Source organism: Paraburkholderia susongensis (assembly GCF_900177725.1).
GTDB lineage: Bacteria > Pseudomonadota > Gammaproteobacteria > Burkholderiales > Burkholderiaceae > Paraburkholderia > Paraburkholderia susongensis.
Genome location: NZ_FXAT01000016.1, coordinates 16202 through 37769, shown reverse-complemented (window position 1 = coordinate 37769; position 21568 = coordinate 16202). Strand labels below are relative to the sequence as shown.

At 62.6% G+C, this 21568-nt stretch carries 16 protein-coding genes, 1 tRNA gene and 1 pseudogene; 8 read left to right on the top strand and 10 right to left on the bottom strand.

Going from position 1 to position 21568, the window contains the following annotated elements; genetic code table 11:
* Positions 1–27: 27 nt before the first annotated feature.
* Positions 28–2148 (bottom strand): bifunctional rhamnulose-1-phosphate aldolase/short-chain dehydrogenase, encoded by a 2121-nt coding sequence (locus tag B9Z01_RS30570; protein ID WP_085489283.1) that lies wholly within the window; start codon positions 2146–2148, stop codon positions 28–30.
* Between the two features lie 182 nt (positions 2149–2330).
* Between B9Z01_RS30570 and B9Z01_RS30565 the strand changes: the two genes are divergently transcribed.
* Complete coding sequence (locus B9Z01_RS30565; protein WP_085489282.1) at positions 2331–3122, top strand: DeoR/GlpR family DNA-binding transcription regulator; 792 nt, start codon at positions 2331–2333, stop codon at positions 3120–3122.
* Positions 3119–4522 carry an FGGY-family carbohydrate kinase gene (locus B9Z01_RS30560; protein ID WP_085489281.1) on the top strand — a complete coding sequence of 468 codons (1404 nt, stop codon included), beginning with the start codon at positions 3119–3121 and terminating at the stop codon, positions 4520–4522. Before B9Z01_RS30565 ends, B9Z01_RS30560 begins: the two co-directional genes overlap by 4 nt.
* A gap of 27 nt (positions 4523–4549) precedes the next feature.
* Here B9Z01_RS30560 and B9Z01_RS30555 read toward each other — a convergent pair whose 3' ends face one another.
* Genes B9Z01_RS30555 through B9Z01_RS30535 form a run of 5 tightly spaced genes read right to left on the bottom strand, consistent with a single transcriptional unit; the run spans position 4550 to position 9787 of the window.
* Positions 4550–5836 carry an MFS transporter gene (locus B9Z01_RS30555; protein ID WP_085489280.1) on the bottom strand — a complete coding sequence of 429 codons (1287 nt, stop codon included), beginning with the start codon at positions 5834–5836 and terminating at the stop codon, positions 4550–4552.
* A 25-nt stretch (positions 5837–5861) separates the two neighbouring features.
* Positions 5862–6818: an N-carbamoyl-D-amino-acid hydrolase gene (locus B9Z01_RS30550; protein WP_085489279.1), complete on the bottom strand. Its 957-nt coding sequence runs from the start codon at positions 6816–6818 to the stop codon at positions 5862–5864.
* Between the two features lie 31 nt (positions 6819–6849).
* Positions 6850–8346: a dihydropyrimidinase gene (gene hydA / locus B9Z01_RS30545; RefSeq protein ID WP_085489278.1), complete on the bottom strand. Its 1497-nt coding sequence runs from the start codon at positions 8344–8346 to the stop codon at positions 6850–6852.
* 26 nt (positions 8347–8372) lie between these two features.
* Positions 8373–9116, bottom strand: coding sequence for a cysteate racemase (gene cuyB, locus B9Z01_RS30540; RefSeq protein WP_085489277.1), 744 nt, complete (start codon positions 9114–9116; stop codon positions 8373–8375).
* Positions 9113–9787 (bottom strand): aspartate/glutamate racemase family protein, encoded by a 675-nt coding sequence (locus B9Z01_RS30535; RefSeq protein WP_143809114.1) that lies wholly within the window; start codon positions 9785–9787, stop codon positions 9113–9115. The genes cuyB and B9Z01_RS30535 overlap by 4 nt, the downstream gene beginning before the upstream one ends.
* A gap of 167 nt (positions 9788–9954) precedes the next feature.
* On the opposite strand from B9Z01_RS30535, the gene B9Z01_RS30530 reads away from it, so the two are divergent.
* Complete coding sequence (locus B9Z01_RS30530; protein ID WP_085489275.1) at positions 9955–10908, top strand: LysR family transcriptional regulator; 954 nt, start codon at positions 9955–9957, stop codon at positions 10906–10908.
* A 228-nt stretch (positions 10909–11136) separates the two neighbouring features.
* On the opposite strand, the gene B9Z01_RS30520 is transcribed toward B9Z01_RS30530, so the two are convergent.
* Entirely contained in the window at positions 11137–12024 is an 888-nt protein-coding gene (locus B9Z01_RS30520; RefSeq protein ID WP_420814741.1) for a mechanosensitive ion channel family protein, read from the bottom strand.
* Between the two features lie 1688 nt (positions 12025–13712).
* Between B9Z01_RS30520 and B9Z01_RS30510 the strand changes: the two genes are divergently transcribed.
* From B9Z01_RS30510 to B9Z01_RS30490, 5 genes are all read left to right on the top strand, one after another.
* Positions 13713–14684 carry a ferritin-like domain-containing protein gene (locus tag B9Z01_RS30510; protein ID WP_085489271.1) on the top strand — a complete coding sequence of 324 codons (972 nt, stop codon included), beginning with the start codon at positions 13713–13715 and terminating at the stop codon, positions 14682–14684.
* Between the two features lie 97 nt (positions 14685–14781).
* The gene (locus tag B9Z01_RS30505) at positions 14782–15855 is read left to right on the top strand and encodes an Nramp family divalent metal transporter (RefSeq protein ID WP_085489270.1); all 1074 of its coding nucleotides are present in this window, start codon (positions 14782–14784) and stop codon (positions 15853–15855) included.
* Positions 15856–16031: 176 nt separating this feature from the next.
* A complete protein-coding gene (locus tag B9Z01_RS30500) occupies positions 16032–16592 on the top strand; it encodes a sigma-70 family RNA polymerase sigma factor (protein WP_244196194.1) in 561 nt (186 codons plus the stop codon).
* On the top strand, positions 16589–17311 hold the full coding sequence (locus tag B9Z01_RS30495; RefSeq protein WP_085489268.1) for an anti-sigma factor: 723 nt from the start codon (positions 16589–16591) through the stop codon (positions 17309–17311). The genes B9Z01_RS30500 and B9Z01_RS30495 overlap by 4 nt, the downstream gene beginning before the upstream one ends.
* Positions 17312–17510: 199 nt before the next feature.
* A complete protein-coding gene (locus B9Z01_RS30490) occupies positions 17511–18026 on the top strand; it encodes a fasciclin domain-containing protein (protein WP_244196198.1) in 516 nt (171 codons plus the stop codon).
* Between the two features lie 456 nt (positions 18027–18482).
* On the opposite strand, the pseudogene B9Z01_RS30485 reads toward B9Z01_RS30490, so the two are convergent.
* The 3 genes and pseudogenes from B9Z01_RS30485 to selB form a co-directional block, all read right to left on the bottom strand.
* Positions 18483–19232 (bottom strand): annotated as a pseudogene (locus B9Z01_RS30485) (PDDEXK nuclease domain-containing protein); the annotation flags it as partial.
* A gap of 227 nt (positions 19233–19459) precedes the next feature.
* Positions 19460–19555: transfer RNA gene (locus B9Z01_RS30480), tRNA-Sec, on the bottom strand.
* A gap of 56 nt (positions 19556–19611) precedes the next feature.
* Positions 19612–21525 (bottom strand): selenocysteine-specific translation elongation factor, encoded by a 1914-nt coding sequence (selB, locus tag B9Z01_RS30475; RefSeq protein WP_085489266.1) that lies wholly within the window; start codon positions 21523–21525, stop codon positions 19612–19614.
* Positions 21526–21568: the final 43 nt, after the last annotated feature.

Sequence of the window (21568 nt, the reverse complement as noted above, 5' to 3'; positions counted from 1 at the left end):
CAGGGCTCGCGCGCGGCAGCCGGTGGCTCACCGGGTAAAGGCGCCGGCGTTGCCGGCATCGACGTTGAGAATGTTGCCGGTCGATTTGGCAGACAGATCGCTCGCGAAGAAGTACACGCCTTCGGCGATGTCCTCAGGCAACACGCTGAGCTTGAGCATGCTGCGCTTGCGGTAGAAGTCTTCGATGTCGTCGGTCGCGATCTTGTTGGTGGCGGCGCGCTCTTCCTTCCACTTGCCGTCCCAGATTTTCGAACCGCGAATCACGGCATCGGGATTTACCACGTTGACGCGAATGCCGTGCTCGGCGCCTTCCAGCGCGAGGCAGCGCGCCAGATGAATTTCCGCCGCCTTTGCCGTGCAATACGCAGCCGCGCCCGCCGACGCGACCAGCCCGTTCTTGCTCGCCACGAACACGATGCTTCCACCAACGCCCTGCTCCTGCAGCAACCGGTACGCGGCGCGCGCCACGAGGAAGTAGCCGGTGGCGAGAATGTCCATGTTGCGGTTCCACAGTTCGAGGCTGGTGTCGCCAACCGGCGCCGACGAAGCGATGCCGGCGTTCGACACCACCAGATCGAGCCCTCCGAAGTGCGTGAGCGACGCGGCCATCGAAGCCTGAACCGACACTTCGTTCGTGACGTCCGTCACGGCGCTCGCCACCACGTCCTTGCCGAAGCGCTCGCTCAGGCTTGCCTCGGCTTGCGCCAACGCGTTTGCGTCGATATCCGCCAGCAGCACGCAGGCCCCTTCCTGCAAGAAGCGCTCGGCGGTTGCACGCCCGATGCCGCCGGCCGCGCCGGTTACTAGCGCGATGCGGCCCGCGAGGCTCTTCGGCTTGGGCATGCGCTGGAGCTTGGCTTCTTCCAGCAGCCAGTATTCGATGTCGAAGGCCTCCTGCTCGGGCAGGCCGACGTAGCGGTCCACGCGCTGTGCTTCGCGCATCACGTTGATCGCGTTGATGTAAAACTCGCTCGCGATGCGAGCCGTGGTTTTGTCGCGCGCAAAACTCAGCATGCCGACGCCGGGAATCAGGTAGATCACCGCGTTCGGATCGCGCATGGCCGGACTGTTCGGGCGCTTGCATCGTTCGTAGTAGGCGCGGTATTGCTCACGGTACTGCTCGAGCGTGCCATCGAGACCGTCAATCACTTCGTCGAGGTTGTCCCGCTCCGGGTCGAAAGCGAGGACCAGCGGATAGATCTTGGTACGCAGAAAATGATCGGGGCACGAAGTGCCGAGCGCGGCCAACGGTGCGAGGTCCTGGCTGCACACGAATTCGAGGACTTCGGCGCGATCGTCGAAATGCCCCTGCTTGCGCTGGCCGCTCGCGCCGTCACCGCTGATCTTGCCGCGCAGCGAAGGCACGAGCCGCTCGACGACCCGCAGCCGCGCCTGCCGGTCGAGCGGCGCGCGCACCGCGCCGCCGAAGGCCGGCACGTCGCTTCGTTCCGCGAGCCAGGCATTGGCCTGAGCGATCACGCGCACGGTGTTCTCGTAACACTCCTTCGATGTATTGCCCCAGGTGAAAAGGCCGTGATTCTGCAGCACGAGGCCCTTGAGGTTGGGATGATCGCGCGTGATATCGCCGAGCTTCACGCCGAGATCGAAGCCGGGGCGCTGCCACGGCACCCAGGCCAGTTCGCCCTGGAAGATGTCGCGTGTGAGTTGCTCGCCGTGCTCGCTCGCGGCGATGGCGATCACTGCGTCGGGGTGCATGTGATCGACGTGCGCCTTCGGAATATAGGCATGCAGCGCGGTGTCGATGCTGGCGGCGCGCGGATTCAGATTGAAGGTGCAATGCGACGCCATCGCGACCATCTCGTCTTCGTACGCGAGGCCGCGGTAACGCGCCTTGAGCGCCTGCAGTTTGTCCATGTAGAGCGTCGCGAAGCCGTCGATCTTCATGCTGCCGAGGTCGCCGCCCGAGCCCTTGACCCACAGTACCTTCGCCGTCTGCCCGGTCAGCGGGTCTGGCATGTCGATCTTGCCCGAGGTATTCCCGCCGCCAAAGTTGGTGATGCGCAGGTCGCTTCCCAGCAGGTTGGAGCGATAAAGCAAAAGCTCCGGTTCGGACATCGACGCAGCCTGTGCGTCGTCCCAAAGGGAAGCGATCGGTTTCGAAGCGGCAAAAGCGGAAAAGGTCTTCATGGAAGCGTTGTCTCGCTGGTTTTGTGAGTTGACCGCTCGAAGTTTGTCCACAAAACGATCATTTTTCAATCGTCATTCAATCAACTTTGTGATTGATTTTGACTGCGGGTTTTCCACCATTCGTCAATTAATGATTGTTTGATGCGCAAATGACATAATCCAGTGAACCTGGAGGGCGGACTTTGATCAACCATACGCGGCGCAAGAAACTGCTGAAAATCCTCGCTGAGCGAGGCAGCGTCACCGTCACAGAACTCGAGAGCGCGCTCAGCGCCTCGGCGGCAACCATCCGGCGCGACATCACGGTGCTCGCGACCAGCGGGCAACTCGTCAAGGTCCACGGCGGCGCCCAGCATCTCGCACCAGACAAACCGACGGGCCTGGTGGGGTCGAGCTTCGTGGAGAACAGTGCGGTATTTCCGGAACGCAAGCGGGCAATTGCCCGTCGCGCGGCGCAGATGTGCCAGAACGGCGAGACAGTCATCATCAACGGCGGCAGCACGACGCACATGATGGCGGAGTCCCTCGCCGGAAGTCAGCTCACCATTCTGACCAACTCGTTCCTCACGGCGCACGAGTTGCTCACGCATAGCAGCAATGAAATCCTGCTTCCAGGGGGGAAGATTTATCGGGAGCAGAATGTGATCGTGAGTCCGTTCGAAAACGACGTGATCCAGAATCACTACGCGAGCAAGATGTTTATCGGCGCCGCGGCCGTATCACCGTTAGGACTGCTGGAGAGCGATCCGCTTCTGGTGCGTGCGGAAATCCAGCTGATGAAGCAGGCCGACGAGCTGATCGTGCTCGTGGACAGCTCGAAATTCAGCAGCAAGCGCGGCGGCCTCATTGTTTGCCCGCTCTCGCGCGTCACGACGCTGATTACGGACAGCAACGTCAGCCCCGAGACCGTTGCGATGTTGCAAGGTCAGGATATCGAGGTCGTGGTGGTCGACCCCGACCCGGTCGCGCCATGAATCCGGCGCTCAACCGTGCACATGACGGCCGGGTCGTGGTGTTCGACATCGGCAAGACCAACCTCAAACTGAGCCTGATCGACGAGGACGGAACCTCGCTTTCGGAGGCACGCTGCGCCAACCATGCCGTTCACGCAGGCCCGTATCCGCACTTCGACGTCGATGCCATATGGCACTGGCTGCTATGCGAGCTGGAGCGTTTGCCGCAGCGGCACCGGATCGGCTCGATCATCACGACGACGCACGGCGCAACGGTCGCGCTGCTGGGCGACGAAGCACTCGCGCTTCCCGTGCTCGACTACGAGTTCACCGGCCTGGGTGAAGTCGACCTTGCCTACGCGTCGCAACGCGACGATTTCGGCTGCACCTATTCGCCGGCGCTCGCGGGCGGGCTGAACGTCGGCAAGCAGTTGTACTGGCAGGCGAGGCGGTTTCCCGACGCATTCGCGCGCACGCGCGCCATCGTGCCCTACCCGCAATACTGGGCATGGCGGCTATCGGGCGTGGTGGCCGGAGAGGTCACGTCCTGGGGTTGCCATACCGATCTATGGGATGTCACGCGCGGCCGGCTGGCGCCCATGGTGAGCAGGCTAGGCTGGCAGTCGCTGATTCCACCGCTGCGCGAAGCCAGCGCCACGCTCGGCACGCTGCTGCCCGGCCTGGCGGCGCGAACGGGTCTGCCTGCGAACTGTCGCGTCGTGTGCGGCATCCACGACAGCAACGCTTCAATGGTCAAGCACTTCTATGGCGCACCGTCGCCACAAGCCCCGTTGAACGTGATCTCGTCGGGTACGTGGACGCTCGTGGCAGGTATCGGCGCGCCGCTCTCCGTACTCGACCCGCGGCGCGACATGCTGGCCAACGTCGATGCGTGGGGCCGGCCGCTTGCGTGCGCCCGATTTATGGGCGGTCGCGAATTTGCGCTGCTCAACGCGGGACAAGCCAACGACTGCCGCTGGGAAGACATTGCCGCGCTCGTCGCCCGCAGAACGCTCGCGTTGCCCAGCTTTGCCCCATTAGGCGGCCCGTGGCCCGATCGAAGCGGCGAGATCCGCGGGCCGCAACCGTCCTCGCCGCAGGAGTCGTATGCACTTGCAACGCTTTACACCGCATTGGTCACGAACGATTGCCTCGCGCGCCTGAACAGCACCGGTGAAATCGTGATCGAAGGCCCGTTGACCGCCAATCGCCATTTCGCTGCCTTGCTCGCGACGATGCGGCCCAACCAGGCGGTATGGATTTCCGAGGACCGCTCGGGAACCACTGGCGGTGCATATCTTCTGGCGTGCCAACCCGCTGGATACGAGCCGCCGCGTTCGCGCGCACTCCCTCGTTCGATTGCGTACTTGCCGGACTATGTCGCCGACTGGCGCATGTTATCGGAGTGCGTCGCTTCGTAAAGCGGCATCGCTCGAACTGGCTCGCGCCTATTCCAGTTCAGCGCCCTTGAGTTCTGGAATCAGGGTGAGCGTGGCAATCACGTCGATCAGGTAGATCGACGCGATGGTCGCGATCGCGGTGCCAAACGAAAAGCGGCTGGCCAGTTCTCCAATGACGAGCGGCCCGAATCCGCCCACCGCGCGGCCAATGCTCCAGAGGACGTTTTGCGCGGTCCCGCGAGCGTGTGTCGGGAAAAGCTCGCTCATCAGGGCGCCGTATCCGCCCATCATGCCGTTCACGAAGATGCCGACGATCATCCCGCCGATCAGCAACGCTTCGGGCGTCGTCATGCGCGAATAGAGGAACACCATCGCAAGCGCGCCGATCTGGTACAGGACAAAGGTCGGCTTGCGCCCGACACGATCGGCGAGCTGGCCAAAGATCCAGATGCCGACGAGCATGCCGAGAATGGAAGCGGCCGTCCACGTTGCGGACTTCGCGAGCGTAAAGCCGAATGCCTTGGTCAGATAGCCGGGCATCCAGATGATCAGCCCGTAATAGCCGAAGTTCTGCACCGAGCACATGATGATCATGCCGATACTGCGCCGCGTGGTTTCGCGATCGCGAAACAGCGTCTTCAGCGGGAACTCGTGAGACTTCCGGCGCGCTACCTTCTGAACGAAAATTTCCGATTCGCCAATCGCCTTGCGAATGACAAAGGACATGACGGCGGGCGCGAGGCCCACCAGGAACATTCCTCGCCAGCCGATGTGAGGCAGCAGGACCGGTGTCACGAGCGCGGCCACGAGCACGCCGAGTTGCCAGCCCATGCCGACATAGGACGACACGCGACCGCGCTTGTTAGCCGGCCACGCCTCGATGGCGAGCGCCATGCCAATGCCGAATTCGCCGCCGAGGCCCAGCCCCGCCACGAACCGGTAGACGAGCAGATCGTAGTAGCCTCTCGCGAACGCGCACAGTCCGGTAAACAGGGCAAACAGCAAGATCGTGTAGGTGAGGACACGCACACGCCCGAGATAATCGCTCAGGATACCGAATATGATGCCGCCGGCCACGCCGCCCACCAGCGTCCAGGTAACGAGCGCCCCCGCCTGGGTGGACGTGAGGCCGAGATCCGCCGAGATGAGGCTCAGCATGAACCCGAGGATCAGCAGGTCGAAGCCGTCCATGGCGTAACCCGAGACCGAGGCGATCAGCGCCCGGACATGCGGCTGGCCGAGCAACGCTTTGCCCTGCGCAGGCTCCGGCACGGGCCCTGCATAATGCACGTTCGGCGCCGTGGCAGGCGCGCGACCTTCAAAGCCTTCGCTCATATCCTCTCTCCCGTATCGCGATGGTTTAGTTGAACTGGTCCGGATCGTGCGGCAGCGGGTCGCCGGCGCCCACGCGTTCCACGATCAGTTGGTAATGCTCCGGGCGGCGGTGCTTCGCGAAGTTGAAAACGTGCTCGCGGAAGGTGTCGCCAAGCGACAGGTCGATGTTCGCCGTGATCACTTCGTCGTCTTCCGTCGAGCTTTGCGCGGCAATCTCGCCCGACGGCGCGACGATCACCGATCCGCCGATCATGTGGTAGCCATCCTCGTAGCCGCATTTGGCGGCGGCCGCGATCCACATGGCGTTCTGGTAAGCGCTGGCCTGCAGCGTGATCAGATGGGTATGCATGCGCAGATGCACGGGTTCCGGCCAGTGGATATTCTGCGAAGGCGTGTTGTAGCCGAGCACGCCGAGCTCAGCCCCCTGCAGCGACATCGCGCGCCACGTTTCGGGCCAGCGCCGGTCGTTGCACAGGCACATCCCCATTTTCGTACCGAGGGTTTCGATCACCGGATAACCGGTGTCGCCCACGGCGAAGAACTTCTTCTCGAGATGCTGGAACGGCGCCGCGATCTTGTGGTCGGCGTGGCCAGGAAGATGGGTCTTACGATACTTGGCGACGATCTTGCCCGTTTCGTCGACGATGATCGCCGTGTTGAAGCAACGTCCTTCCCTCGTGTACTCGGCGTAACCCAGATAGAAGCCGATACCCGCTTCGCGCGCCGCCGTGAAAAGCGGCTCGACGTCCGCGTTGGGCATCGACTTTTCGAAAAAGCGCTCGACAGCGGCGGCTTCGGTCATCCAGTAGCGCGGGAAGAATGTGGTCAGCGCCAGTTCCGGGTACACCACGAACTTCGCGTTGCGCGCCTTCGCCTCCTTGAGCATCTCGACGAGACGCTTCACGACTGCGCGGCGCTCGTCGGCGAGATGAACCGGACCCATCTGGGCGACGGCGAGACCGAGCTTGCGTGACTGACTCATATGTGTTTCCTCTTTGCGTGAACTGGCCAGATCAGCGATCCAGATAACCAAATGAATGTGCGGGGCCGGCTTCGCCGTCCGCGAGCGCACGGAAGAACTGGCCGCGAGCCGAAACGGGCGGCGGCGACTGGAATGGCATCGGCGTCGAGCGGGGAACGAACCGGCCGCTTCCCGGCGCCGCGTCGAACGCGCCTTCGTGGACGATGACCCGCCCCGCGCTGACGACCGTCGTTGGCCAGCCCGTGACCCGCATGCCTTCGAAGGGCGTGTAGCCAGTCTGGTCGTGAAGCGTCGCCGCGCGCAGCACGACTTCGCGATCCGGGTCCCAGATGGCGATGTCGGCGTCGGCGCCTGGCTGGACGTAACCCTTGCGCGGGGCAAGGCCATACATTCGGGCGTGATTCGTGGACGTCAGCGCCACGAATTCAGGAATCGTCATGCGGCCGCTCCTGACGCCTTCCGAGAAAAGAAGCGGCAGCCGCGCTTCCAGTCCGGGCATTCCGTTCGCCATCTGCTTGAACGTCGTGGCCTCGCCATAGGGAAGCTTGCCCGTTTCGTCGAAACGGTAAGGCGCGTGATCCGAGGAAACGGTTTGCAGTACGCCGTCCTTCAGGGCCCGCCAAAGCGCCGCTTGCGCCGCTTCGTCACGCAGAGGCGGACTGCAGCAATACTTTGCGCCTTCCATACCTGGCAAGTCCATCGCGTCTTTCGTGAGCACGAGGTAGTGGGGGCAGGTTTCGCCATACACCTGCGCGCCCATGCGTTGAGCGGCGCCAATCGTCGCAATGGCGTCGGGAGCGGAAACGTGCACGATGAGAACCGGCGCATCGAAAAGCCTTGCGAGCTGAATGACCCGGTGCGTGGCCTCGCCTTCCGCGAGCTCGACATGGCTCGTGCCGTGATATTTCGGTGCGGTTCGGCCGCTCGCCAGCAGTTTCTGGGAGACCCATCGAATCACATCGTTGTTCTCCGCATGAACCATGACCAGCGCCTTCTCCCTCGCGGCAACGGCGAGGACGTCGAGCATCTGGTAGTCGTCGATCTTCAACTGGTCGTAGGTCATGTAGACCTTGAACGACGTGATGCCGCCGCGAATCTGCTCGACAAGGTCCTCATGCAGGGTCTGGTGGTCGGTCTCAGAAACGATCAGGTGGTAGCTCCAGTCGATGACCGACTTCGCACGCGCGAGCGCCGCGTAGTCTTCGGCCACTTTCCTGAGCGACTGCTTGCGATGCTGGGCCGCGAACGGGACGATCATCGTGGTGCCGCCGTGTGCCGCCGCCACGCTTGCGGAGTACCAGTCGTCCGCGCCGATGAAACCCAGGCCCGAGCGTTGCTCGACGTGGCAATGGGTGTCGATGCCGCCGGGCATGACGTAGCGGCCGGTGGCATCGATATCGCGCGTTCCCGCCGGCAAGTGCGGCGCCACCTCGACGATCCTGTCGGCGACAATGCCGACGTCGGCGCGGAACACCCGTTCGTGGGTCGCGACTTCACCGCCGCGAATCGTGAGATCAAAATGCTGCATGGTGTTTGAGCCCGTTGCAAAGAGAGTTAGACCTGCGCGTCCCGCAGCGAGAGTTTCACTTTCGCTGCGTGCCACCACTCGACACAGGATCGCGCGAGCGCGTTGGTAGGATCGACAGCGGGCATGTCGAGCCGTGCACCGTCAAGCGCGACTGGTATTTCCGTGCAGCCCATCAGCAGTGCCTGCGCGCCCTGGCGTGCGAGCGCTTGAGCGGCTTCAGCCAGCAGCAGGCGCCCCGCTTCGACACGACCCGCCTTCACTGCGGCGATCCCGGCTGACACGTGAGAAGCCTGCATCGTGTCGTCCGGCTCGAGCGGAACGTAGCCGCGCAGTACCAGCGGATCGTGATAGATGCGCGCCTTTAGCGTCGCGGTCGTTGCGAAAATGGCGACCTTGCGTGCCTGCGGGCATTCGAGCGCGAGCACATCGAGCGCGGCCTGGCCAATGTGGAGCACGGGTAGATCCGTTTCGTTCGCCAGCCGCGCATGCCACACATGAGCCGTATTGCACGGAATGGCGATCGCCGCAGCCCCTGCGGCTTCCAGCGTGCGCAGACCATCGAGCAGGTGCGGCCAGGGCGCGTCCGAGCCGTTCAGGTAGGCGCGGCTGCGATCCGGAATCTGTGGCACGTTATGAATGATGATCGGCATGTGCTCCTGATCGGAGGCAGCCGGCGTGGCGCGAATGACCTTCACCAGGAAGTCTGCGGTCGCGAGCGGCCCCATGCCGCCAAGCACGCCCAGACGCGGTGCATTGGCAGGCAGGCTCATGCCGGGCCGCCCTGCGCGCCGCGCCCGCGGCACAGCGAAAAGGCAAGCGCGGCCGCTGCGCTGCAGGGATCCACCACCGCAATGCCAAGCCGGTGTTCGAGTTCGTCCCGCAGCGGGGTCATGCCCGCGCAGCCAAGCACGATCACATCGGCGCCATCGTCGTCCCGCAGTGCCTTGCCGGTGGAGACCAGCCGCTCGAGCGCGCGCGTCCCCCCTGACTCGTCCACAGGCAGATCGGCGGCACGCTCGCCGACCACCGCCCCGCCAAGGCGTGCAGCGTGATAGGCGCGCCAGTGCCGCGGCATGCCCTTCGAGCTGACGGCAATGACGCCCGGACGCTCGCCGATCGCAAGCGCCGTGGCGAGCCCGGTGGAGCCGATGCCGATCACGGGACGCGAGACCGCTTCGCGAGCGGCATGCAGGCCCGGATCGCTGTAGCAGCAGATAACGAAGGCGCTCACGTTGCGTTCGTGCCGAACGGCATGCTCCGCGACGGCGACGGCGGCCCTGTCGGCATCGCGTTGCGTCACGATCCCGCCCTCCACCGCAGCGAGGGTTGCGAACGTGACTTCGGGGTCGGCAGCGCGGCGCAGCGCACGAACGCTTCTTTCGATCTGCGCCGTGACTTCTGCGAGCCCGTTGGGATTCAGAAAAGCAATGGTTTCGGACATGACGGCGAACGATTCACGGAATGGAAAACCTTCAGCGTCAATGTACAAAACCGTTGCCGCGCAGTGAAATAGTTCAAATTTCGCGAGTCATAGCCTCCGTGCATGGGTGCCGTGTGCCAGGAAGCCGCGCGTTACACTGAACGCAGCCCAATCACCGGTTGCATGCGATGAACTACGACGGAGAGAACCCCCATTCCCACACGATGAGCCTGCGCCAGATCGAGGTGTTCCGGGCGATCATGATGACCGGCTCCGTGAGTGAGGCAGCCCGCACCCTGTACGTTGCACAGCCTTCGGTGAGCCGCGTTCTGCAGGTCACGGAAAGCCGGCTCGGCTTCCCGCTTTTCGAGCGCACGCGCGGCCGCCTGTTTCCCTCCCCGGAGGCGAAGCAGATCTTCGAGGAAGTGGAACGGGCATACGAGGGAATCGAGCGCATCGACAATCTGGTGCGCTCGCTCATCGAGGGGCGCAGCGGCGAGCTGAAGATCGTGTGCAGCCCGAGCCTCGGCACGCATCTCGTACCGCTTGCGATCGCCCGCTTCAACGCGGTTTATCCGAACCTGCCGGTGCACTTCGAGCCGCTCACGCACAATCATCTCGTGCCGCGCGTGCTGTTCGGCAAAACCCAGATCGGCGTGTCGATGTTCAATGTCGAGCATCCGAACATCGTGACAATGCCGCTCGTCACCACGCCGCTCTATTGCGTGGCGCGCAAGGGCAAGCTCCCCCGAAAGCGCGTGATCGAGGTGAAGGACCTTGCCGGGCTGCCGTGGATCGACTACGACCACGACACGCCGCTCGGCCGTCTCGTTGGACGATTTTTCCGCAACGATCCCCGCCCCGAACCCATCGTCCGCGTGCGTTCGGCGAGCAGCGCCTGCATGCTTGCCAAGGAAGGCCTGGGGGTGGCGATCGTCGACCCGTTCTGCATCGACGGGAGCACGCGCGGCGAACTGGATATCGTGCCGCTGGATGGCGAGCAGACGCTGAGCGCGAGTGTGCTCTACTCGCACGCGGAGCCGCTCTCCAATGTGTCGCGGCGCTTCATTGACGTGCTTCAAGGCGTGCTGACCGAACACCTCGCCCGGCAGGCTAGCCCGGGGCGCGGGAAAAAGGGCTGACGCCTCGCTGCGTCTTGCGTTCGACAGCTAGCCGCTGTCTTCCCGCTGTCTTCCATCAATCGCGCGTGCAGCCGGATGTGGGCCGTGATTCGGCCGAACGGGTGTCGCTTTAGATGTTCCTGCTGAACACCGGCATCATCAAATACGTCGACTTCGACAAGGGTATAAGGAGTGCTCTTCCTGCCGCGATTCGTTTCGCACAATCCGGCCAGGCATATCAATGCATTTTCATGAGTCGACCGTACCGTCCTGACCGCGCCCTCGGACGGATGCCGGCGTGCGCACGATGTGCAGCTCCCGGGTGCGCAGCGGAAGAGAAAACTGTTCGTCGGTCAGCCTTTGCCTCACGCGGCGGGCGAGATCCCAGCGCATGTCCCAGAACTTGTCTACGGGGGACCAGACACGGATATTCAGCACTGCCGTGCTGTCATCGAAGCGCATCACCATCACCTGCGGCGCGGGTTCCGCAAGCGCGTGCGGATTGGCTGCTACAAGCGCGCGCAGTGTCTCCAGCGCGCGGTTTACATCGTCACGAGCCGCGATTTCCACTTCGAGGTCCAGACGTCGATTGGGATTGCGACTGTAATTGCGGATCGAGTTGCTCCACAGTACGCTGTTCGGTACGTACTCGCAGATGCCGTCTGGCTTCGTAAGACGCGTCATGAACAGGCTGACTTCCTGAACCGTACCTGCGACGCTCCCTGCACCGCCATCGATGTAGTCGCCGGCCTTGAACGGCCGCAGCAGCAACAACATGATCCCCGCCGCGATATTCTGCAGCGTGCCCTGCAGGGCGAGACCAAGTGCGAGGCCGGCCGCGCCAAGCACGGCAATGATGCTCGTGGTCTCGATACCGAGTTGCGAGAGTGCAGCGACGATCGCGACAACACGGATGCCCCACAGGCTGCTGTCGCACAGGATCGGGCGCAGTGTGGCGTCGATGCGCGAGCGCCGTGTGAGCAGCGTGTCCAGTCCGCGTGACACGCGGCGCGACAGCCTCCACCCGATCCACAGGATCAGCGCGGCAGCAAACAGATGTATCGCGAAGGTGACCAGGACATCCTCGAGAAAGTTGGACTGGCCGGGGGCCGCGTGCTCTTCGAGGAGGCTGCTCAGCCATGAACGAAGCGGATCGAGATGATTTTCCACCATGCAACTCCTTCTTTGTCAGTCAATATTGCTTCGGGTCCTCTGCTCGCAGGAAAGGCCTACCGCACTGCATGCGATGATTCGCACCGCCAGGCAATCCCGCAATCGGCTTTGATCGAGCCAACGCCTCAATGACGAGCGCGGCAAGTTTTGAATGTTAAGCGGCTTCCACCTCGAAAGGCAAAACGTGTCATCGGCTCGGGCAGTCGCTGGAGACTGGGGCAGTCGTCTCGTTTGAGACTAATCGACGAATTGCTGTTTCCGTAAGTTCGAAATGCTCCGACATTTTTTTGATGACGTTCTACCCTCGCATTGTAAAACGACGTGTGGCCCGCGAAGCGCTGTCACAAGGCTTTGCGGACCTTTGTGACTTTCAGATGCACTGATCTGCGCGAGATTCACCCGGGAGAAGGTTCTGTCGCAACAAGGCGGTTTGTTATGCTGATGTCATGAAAGCAGAGGCGACAGGAACGATGGTCAATGAGATGAATGCAGCGCTCAGGCGGGTGCTCAAGCGCCTGCACTATCTGCTGGCTTAGAGAACATCAGCGGGAGAGACCGGAATAGCCCGGAAGGGCCATGTGGCGGAAGGCAGCCGACTCCTACAATCGCCCGTGAAGCCGTGCCAGGTTTGGCTCCCGCAGTCCCGGTCGGTGGCTACCCATACTCCTACCCACGTTGTGAAAGTGCCTGTCTTGACAGCCCTTCACCAGTAAGGAGGCACCGCTCCTGCGGGGCAGCCGCCCCAATCAACCGACGGGCACGGATCGAATGCTACTTATCGCCAACAGGGACAGACGAGTCATCTACCGATGATCGGACATTTGAACATTGGTTTCGTCCAGATAAAGGATCTTCGCGCTCGAATCATGTCCGACCGCTCATCGGCCATTGCGATCATTGGGCTGATCGCCCGCCATGGGTCACGATAGGTTGCTCTGCGGTCATTGGACGACCTGATACTTCGAATGACACCTTTCGCCCTGCCATAGGACGGCACACTACGGCGGGCCTTCGGTCTCCCTGAAAGGAGACGTTCAACCCTGGTGCTGTACCCGCTTTGCTCCGGTCGAAACCGAGTGAAGATTGAACGGCGACGCCATGCTCAACGAAGAATCATAAAGCCGTCGTCGATCGCTATCTCATAGGTGGACTGGCTGAACCCGGGATTGGCTAAGGACGCGTACGGCACTGTCGGTTCCTTCATCGCGACTCGCCAGAGAAACGTTGCCCAGAATTTGTCAGTCCGTATGCCCCGTTGTCGAGCGGTCCAAAAACGTCACGATTGACGAACACTCGCGCATGCCTGCGTCGACGTTGCGATCGTAGATTTACCACTCAGCGAGATCTGGGGCCGGCAACATCGAGACAACCATGGCCTGCGGGTTCTTAGCATCATTTGCGCACGCGCCGTCCTCGCTATTGCGCTCGGCGCTATCGCTCTGAAATTTTTCTCCAGTGAGTGCATCCAGGCATTCACTTGATCCGTACGTGATCATGAGGGCGCACCTGATCCCGTTTGCCATTTCCTTTAACGGACGGGCCGTGCTTCTTCGTATCCGCGATTTGCTTCGCCGCGCAACCAATGACTTCACGTTGTTTGCGCATCGGCGCTGCCAACAGGCGCTTCCGCATGTCAATCAAGGAGCAGGGTCATGTCCGATGATTCATCAGCAAAGATTGCCGACGTATTCGATCGCCGCGTAGAACGTCGGCTCCGCCGCAGACAGTTTTTCCGCAACGCAGGCGGTTTGAGTCTGGGGTTGGTCGGTGGCACGCTCATCAGCGCATGCGGCGGAGGCTCGGGCACTTCCGCTTCCGCGAGCACTGCCCCTACTGACGACGAGATCCTGAACTTCGCGCTCAATCTGGAGTATCTGGAGGCCCAGTTCTATACCTACGCGACCACGGGCAGTGGATTGCCCGCGGGCATGCTCGGCGGAGTCGGCACGCCCGGCGCGGTCATCGCGGGACAGCAGGTACCGTTTCAGGATCCGCTGGTCCTGGCGTATGCAAACGAAATCGCAAAGGACGAGCGCGAGCACGTCGCGTTTCTGCGCAGTGCACTGGGGAGCGCCGCTGTCGCACAACCTGCGATCGACATCAGCGGAACCAACCCTAACGGCGCCTTTTCCGTCGCCGCCCGCGCAGCGGGCCTCGTTGGTGCGGGTGCCGCGTTCGACCCCTACGCAAGCGACAACAATTTCCTGCTTGGCGCATTCATCTTTGAGGATGTCGGTGTGACTGCCTACAAGGGCGCCGCCCCGCTGCTCTCGAGCAAGACGTTTCTCGATGCGGCAGCCGGTATTCTCGCGGCTGAGGCCTATCACGCAGGCCTCGTGCGTACCACCCTGTTCGCAAAGGGCATGGACACGTCGAGCCTGATCGCCGCAGCGAACGCCATTTCTGCAGCCCGCGACAGTCTCGATCAGGTCGGCAACGACGACCAGGGTATCGCTGGTGCGACACCCGGCTCGTCGAACATCGTGCCACTCGACAGCAACGGCATCGCGTTCGGCCGAAGCGCAACCGAGGTACTGAACATCGTCTATCTGACAAGTACCGCCGCCGTGAAAGGAGGCTTTTTCCCCAACGGCGTAAACGGAACGATCAACATGAGCGCATAAACGCACACGGCGGGAGTGGCCGGTTGTCGGCACGCCGAGCGATGGGCTTGTCGCAGAATGAAGATCGCATTCATCGGCACGATGCACTGGATAATTCATGAACGAGTCCATAGCTCAGATGGTTGTCCCCCGGACACTCACCGACCAGACCCGTTTCAATGTCGCTGAGACATTGGCGGGCAGACGTCGAGGGCCGGCCGCGATTCTGTCGTTTGCGGGGCCAGCGGTGGTCGCTTCGATCGCATATGTCGACCCCGGCAACTTCGCGACCAACATCCAGGCTGGCGCGAAGTACGGCTATTCGCTGCTGTGGGTCGTGGTCTTTGCCAATGCGGTCGCGATGCTGTTCCAGATTCTCTCCGCGAAGCTCGGCATTGTGACCGGCCGGAACCTGGCGGAGCTCTGCCGGGAGACACTGCCCCGCGTGGTAGTGATGGCCATGTGGCTTCTGAGCGAGGTCGCGGCAATGGCCACCGATCTCGCCGAGTTCGTCGGCGGGGCGATCGGACTGTCGCTGCTGCTGCATCTATCGCTCATCTCCGCAATGGCGGTGACTGCGGTTCTGACGTACGGGCTGCTACAGTTCGAGCGTGCCGGCTTCCGACCGCTCGAACTCGTGATTGCAGGGCTGATTGGTGTGATCGGACTTTCGTACGTGGCTGAGATGCTGATGACACCGATTGCGTGGTCCGCCCTGGCCGCCGGTGTCTTCGTCCCGTCCCGACTCGACAACGGCGCACTGCTGCTGAGTGTCGGTATCGTCGGCGCAACGGTCATGCCCCACGTGCTATTTCTCCACTCGGGTCTGACCCAGAACCGCTCCCAGCCTCGCAACGACAGCGAGCGGCAGACCCTGCTGGTGTTTTCGAACATAGTCATGCAGGGATTCTTCGGCTTCAGCATACCTGTCTGGTTCAGACGTCTCGTCACAGTGTTGCCGGCATTCGTCGTGATCGGCCTCGGCGTCAATCCAACCCGTGCGTTGATCGCCAGCCAGGTCGTGCTGAGCATCGCGCTTCCGGCGCCGATGGCAATGGTGCTGGGGTTTTCGTCGAACCGGAGATTGATGGGACATTACCGAAATCGCACGCCGATGATCGTGCTCGCGTCGCTCGGTGCAGGCCTGGTGATGGTACTGAATCTTGTCCTGGTATGGCAGATGCTAGCGTAGCCGGCGAATGCAACGGCACTACGGAGAGCGTCACGATGCGATGGCGACTGGCACGGGAAGCACTCGTTTCGAACGGCCGCCGCACTGCTACACTGATGCTTACCTCAATCGTGCGTGGCCAACCTGCAGAGAACGCAATGCCTATCCAAGGAAACGCCGAGGCTGGCGGTCGACCTATGGCGGACGATCTCGAAGCCCGGCGTCGCGACGAACTGAACCGGCTTCTGCTGCGGACCGGCGAGGGCGACCAGGCGGCATTCGCCACGCTCTATCAGCGCACGAGTGCAAAGCTGTTCGGCATTTGCCTAAGGATGCTGCGCGATCGGAGTGAAGCCGAAGATGTGCTTCAGGATGTCTATGTAACGGTATGGCGCCGGGCCACGCTATTCGACCCAACATCGGCTGGCGCCATCACCTGGCTCGCGACGATCGCGCGCAACCGGGCGATCGATCGCCTGCGCCGCCGCCGTGAGGAGCCGATGGATGAGTCAGCGGAAGAGGAAATCGTTGACGAGCATCCGTCACCGGCTGCGATAGCCGAGTACAGCGAGGAGCGGCGGCGCCTGGAACATTGTCTGGAAAATCTGCCCGCCGGACATGGGAAGATCGTGCGGGAAGCTTTCTTCACGGGCGCGACGTATGCCGAACTGGCGAAGCACCTCGGTGTGCCGCTGGGCACGATGAAAAGCTGGATCCGTCGCAGCCTGATCCAGCTCAGAGCCTGTCTCGAACAATGAATACGCCCATAAACGACCCTGACGACCTGCGGTGCGCCGAGTACGCCCTGGGCCTGCTCGACGCCGCAGAGCGTGGGGCGATCGAAGAGGCGATGCGGCACGATCCTGATCTGGCGGCAAACGTGGCACGCTGGCAGAACCGCCTGATGCCACTGAACGAAGATATTGCCGAGTTCCCGGCGTCTCCGCAGGTGTGGGCGCGCATCCAGTCCGAACTGGGTTTCGCTCGTTCGGCGCCCCACCCGCCACGTGTCGGCCTATGGGAGAACCTTCGCTTGTGGCGCGTGATCGGTATCGGCGCGAGCATCGTGGCTGCGGCGCTCGCTATCGTTTCGATAGTGCCTCTCGGGCGCCCTCCCGTTACTGCGCCGGGCGGTCATGACTACATGGTCGCCAGCATCGTCCGGGAAGACGGTGCGTCCGGATGGACGGCCACCGTTGACGTTCAGCGCGCCCGCATGGTGGTCGTGCCGGCAAACGATACGCCAGTTGCAACTGATCGCTCCACTGAGCTATGGCTGATTGCGCCGGGTGCGCGACCCGTATCTCTGGGCGTGATCGCCGCCGACCAACCGACCATCGTGTCGCTACCGCAAGCCCAGCTCCCCCTGCTGAAGGTGCAAGCGATTCTGGCCGTTTCGCTGGAGCCCCGCGGCGGATCGCCCACTGGGCAGCCGAGCGGGCCGGTGCTGGCCAAAGGCGTCGTTGGCGGCACATGAGCGTCACCCACATTGCATTTGCCCATGGCGATTCGACGTCTGCGCGATAACGCGTGCATCCGCGACCTCGTTCAACCCGTATCTTCGATTGCTTCCAGTCCGGAAGCATCGATCTTTCGGGAGAATCCAGATGCAATCCTGCAATGAAATGAAAACGTTCGGCGCGATGCTTGTCCTTGCGCTCGCGCTGGGAACGGTGATGCCGGCCGCGACGGCGGGTTCGATGTCCACGGACAGCACCGTGGAAGTAGGCGGCGCCGCGATGTATCCGTCAAAAAATATCATCGAGAACGCGGTGAACTCGAACGACCACACGACCCTGGTGGCCGCCGTAAAAGCCGGCGGTCTCGTCGATACGTTGTCGGGCAAAGGGCCATTCACCGTTTTCGCGCCGACGAACGAGGCATTCGCCGCGTTGCCAGCCGGTACGGTCCAGACACTGCTCAAACCCGAGAACAAGGCCACGCTCACGAAAGTGCTCACGTATCACGTTGTCCCCGGCCGCCTCACCGCGCATGATCTCGCCATGGCGGTCGATCAGGGCGGCGGCAAGGCGAGCCTGAAGACGGTCGAGGGCGACTCGCTCATTGTGACCAGGGATGCCAAAGGGTGGGCCATCACCGACGACAAGGGCGACGTTGCGCACGTGACGATCGGCGACGTCATGCAGTCCAACGGTGTCATTCATGTCGTCGACACCGTGCTGCTGCCCTGACATAGGGTTAAAAGCCGGGGACGGGTCGTCAGGCCGAAGGTGTTCAATCCGCGTGTCTGCCAAGACTGCTCCCGTTCCCGCGTGCCCTTCTCCAAGAGCTTGACGGACCGACTCGGGGCGTGAGGCGGTCTATCCTCGATATCCAGAGCGGACGTTCAACGCGCGAGCCGAACGAATCGGAGATCGCTCAAGGTTGACCCTGAAGACTCATTCGTCAATCGAGAGAGGAGACATTCGCCGGCACGAGTTTGCGAATGTCCGTGAAGCGATCTTCAGCCGCCGCACAGGCGTTGATCGGCGACCGTCAGCAATGGCCGATTACACGACGAACGCGCTTGGCTTGCGAGCACCCACTACTAAAAAACGAACGCGACGACGGGATGCCTCACGGACCTCGTCTGCAAATAACAAAAACTGGCCAGCCGCCGTCAAGTAGAATGCTGCCGCCCAAACGCTTTAAATTTTTTGCTGATCCTGCAGCCGCGCTCTAGCCGACACGATCGATTGTTGCAGCTTCGCCTGCAACGCTTCACGCGGCGGTAACACGGTGAGGTATTCGGCAACGTGGATACCACTTTTGTCGAGTTCGAGCAATTCAATCTGTTCCTGCTTCTTGCCAGCACACAGAATAATCCCAAGCGGCGGCTGCTCACCGGGCTCTTGTTCGTACTTCGCCAGCCACCGCAGATACAGTTCCATCTGACTCTTGTACTCGGCCTTGAAGGCGCCTAGTTTCAACTCGATAGCCACAAGCCGTTTGAGCTTGCGGTTGTAGAACAGCAAGTCGATATAGAAATCGTCATGATCGATCTGCACGCGCTTCTGGGGGGCCACAAAGGTGAAACCGGCACCGAGCTCGAGGAGGAACTGCTCCATCTCGCGCAAGATGGCATCCTCGAGATCTTTCTCCAAGTAGCGGTCGTTAAGCCCAAGGAAATCCAGCACATACGGATCCTTGAGCAATACATCCGGCGACACGTGCTGCCCGTTCCGCAGTTGCGCCAGATCGTGCTATACCGCTTCTGCCGGTTTTCGTGAAATTGCGCTGTGCTCGAACAGCATTGAGTTGATTCGTTTCTGTAGCTGCCGTGACGACCAGCGCTCGAGTCGGCACAACTCGAGATAAAAGTCCCGCTTGAGCGAATCGTCGATATACAGGAGGGTCTTGAGATGAGTCCAGCTCAATTCTCTCCGCAGCACGGAGACAAAGACAGCCGACTGAGCAACGCTGTCATTGCCTCAGCGAGCGTTCACTATCGAGTTGAAAACCGACGCAGTTGTCGTGCCGGCATGCCTGCTTGCCTTCCCACCCATATTTCGCAAAAAACTCCACGGGACGACCGAAGGCAACGAGCGCACTATACGCACAAAACCACGTTAAATCGGCGGATTGTGGGAACCGAAGAGACGCCCCGGGAAACTCCAGGAACGTCTGGCGGAAGGCAGCCGGAGTCGAACCGACCTGAGAGCGTCTGACGCCCTCAACTGGATTTGAAGTCCAGCCGCACCACCGGATACGAATGCCTTCCTTCGGTGATTGATAAACGACGAGTTGATGACGGGCCGCTCAACTGCACGCCGCGGCTCAAGCCACATCGAGCCAACGGCTATCCGCGCGCAACAGGTGCAGGCCACGGTGGAAGCGAGTATACCCAACCCGGTCGAAGAACTCCAAAAGCTGGATCGCGCGTTTCCTGCCCAGCCCGGTGACGTCGCGAAACGGCGCGGCCGCCACGGTGCCCGCGTTCTTCCGCGCTTCGGCCGCTGCGAGCGAAGCGAGTTCGCGAATCACGTTCTGATGATAGAAGAGGTCGTGCACGACCTGGAACAGTTCGCCTTGCCGCGCGAGCTTGCGCAGCAACTGACGCACGCGCTCCTCGGGCACGCCATGGACGTTCGCGAGATCGCGCACCCACGGCGGATCGAAACGCCCCGCCTCGATCGCGGGCAGCAGCGCGGCTGCGAGTGTACGCTCGGCGTCGTCGAGCGTCACCGTGTGGCCGGGCAGATGCAGCCACGGCCCGCGCTTGACGATCTCGCCGCGCGCCGCCGCATCGGCGACCAATGCACTCCACAGCGCGCCGTCGACGAGAGGCGCCGCAATGCGCCGCAAGCGCGACACGTCCGGGCCGAGCTCATCCGGTGAGCGCTCGTGATATTGCGCGAGCGCGCCGGTCAGCCGTTCGGCGAGCGCCTGCCATGTTGCGCCCGCAACGAGCAGCGCATCGTGGCCCGGCAGTTCGATCGTACGCGTGTCGGGCGATAACACGAGCGCGGCCGCGGGCTTGCCCGTCAAGCGCTCCAGCAACGCACGCGACAGACCGCACGGCGCGCACGCGAGCATCGCATCGAGCGAACCGGTGTCGAGCAGTGTCTCTATCGCTTCGAGCCATGCGAGCCGTTCGGGCGAGCGCCGCTTGCGCGCGGGCGCAAACGGATCGAGCACGTGGCCGCCGCCCACCGTGCGGTTGGCCTGCGCATTGCGCACGACGAAGCGGTCACCCGGCACCGCGCACAGCGGCCGCTCGAACACCAGTTGCACGCGCGCGCGTTGCCCCGCACCGAGCGTTTCGCCTTCGAGCAACGCGACCTGCGCGACCTGATGCTGCGTGCCGAGATGCACGTGCAGTGGCGCCCCATGTTCGAGCGCGTGCGGCGCGTCGGCAAGCAGCGTCAGCATGACGTCGATCCGCTCGCTCGCCTGCGACAGACGCGCATCGACGATCCAGTCGCCGCGATCGATCGCGCTCTTCTCGATGCCGGCCAGATTCAGCGCGCAGCGCTCGCCAGCGCGGCCGGTTTCGGCGGGACGATTCTGCGCATGGATGCTGCGCACACGCACCGGCTGATTTTTCGGCGCGAGCAGCATCGTGTCGCCAGTGCTCACGCTGCCGGCGACCACGGTCCCGGTGACGATCGTGCCCTGCCCCGCGAGCGTGAAAACGCGGTCGACCGCGAGACGAAACAGGCCGTCGTCGCGCTTCATGCGCCATGCCGCAGCCTGCTCGCGCAGATGCGCGTTCAGCGCGGCCACGCCCGCGTCATCCGCGCGCGTCGCGCAGGTGTCGAACACGGGCGCATCGTGCAGCACGCTGCCGTTGACGAACGCGGCCACTTCCGCATGCACGTCCTGCAGACGCTGTGCGTCCACGCGATCCACCTTCGTGAGCGCAATCGCGCCGCGTCGGATGCCGAGCAGCTCGACGATCGCCAGATGCTCGCGCGTTTGCGGCATCACGCCGTCGTCGGCGGCGATGACGAGGAGTGCGAAGTCGATGCCGCTCGCGCCGGCGGTCATCGTGTGCACGAGCTTTTCGTGGCCCGGCACGTCGATCAGGCCGAGCACGTCGCCGTTCGCGAGCGGCACATACGCGTAGCCGAGTTCGATCGAGATGCCGCGCGCTTTTTCTTCCTTGAGGCGGTCCGTATCGACGCCCGTCAACGCCTTCACGAGACTCGTTTTACCGTGGTCGATATGCCCCGCCGTGCCGACGATCATGCGTGCCTGCCCTTCAGTTGCTCAATTGGTTGCTCTTCGATTG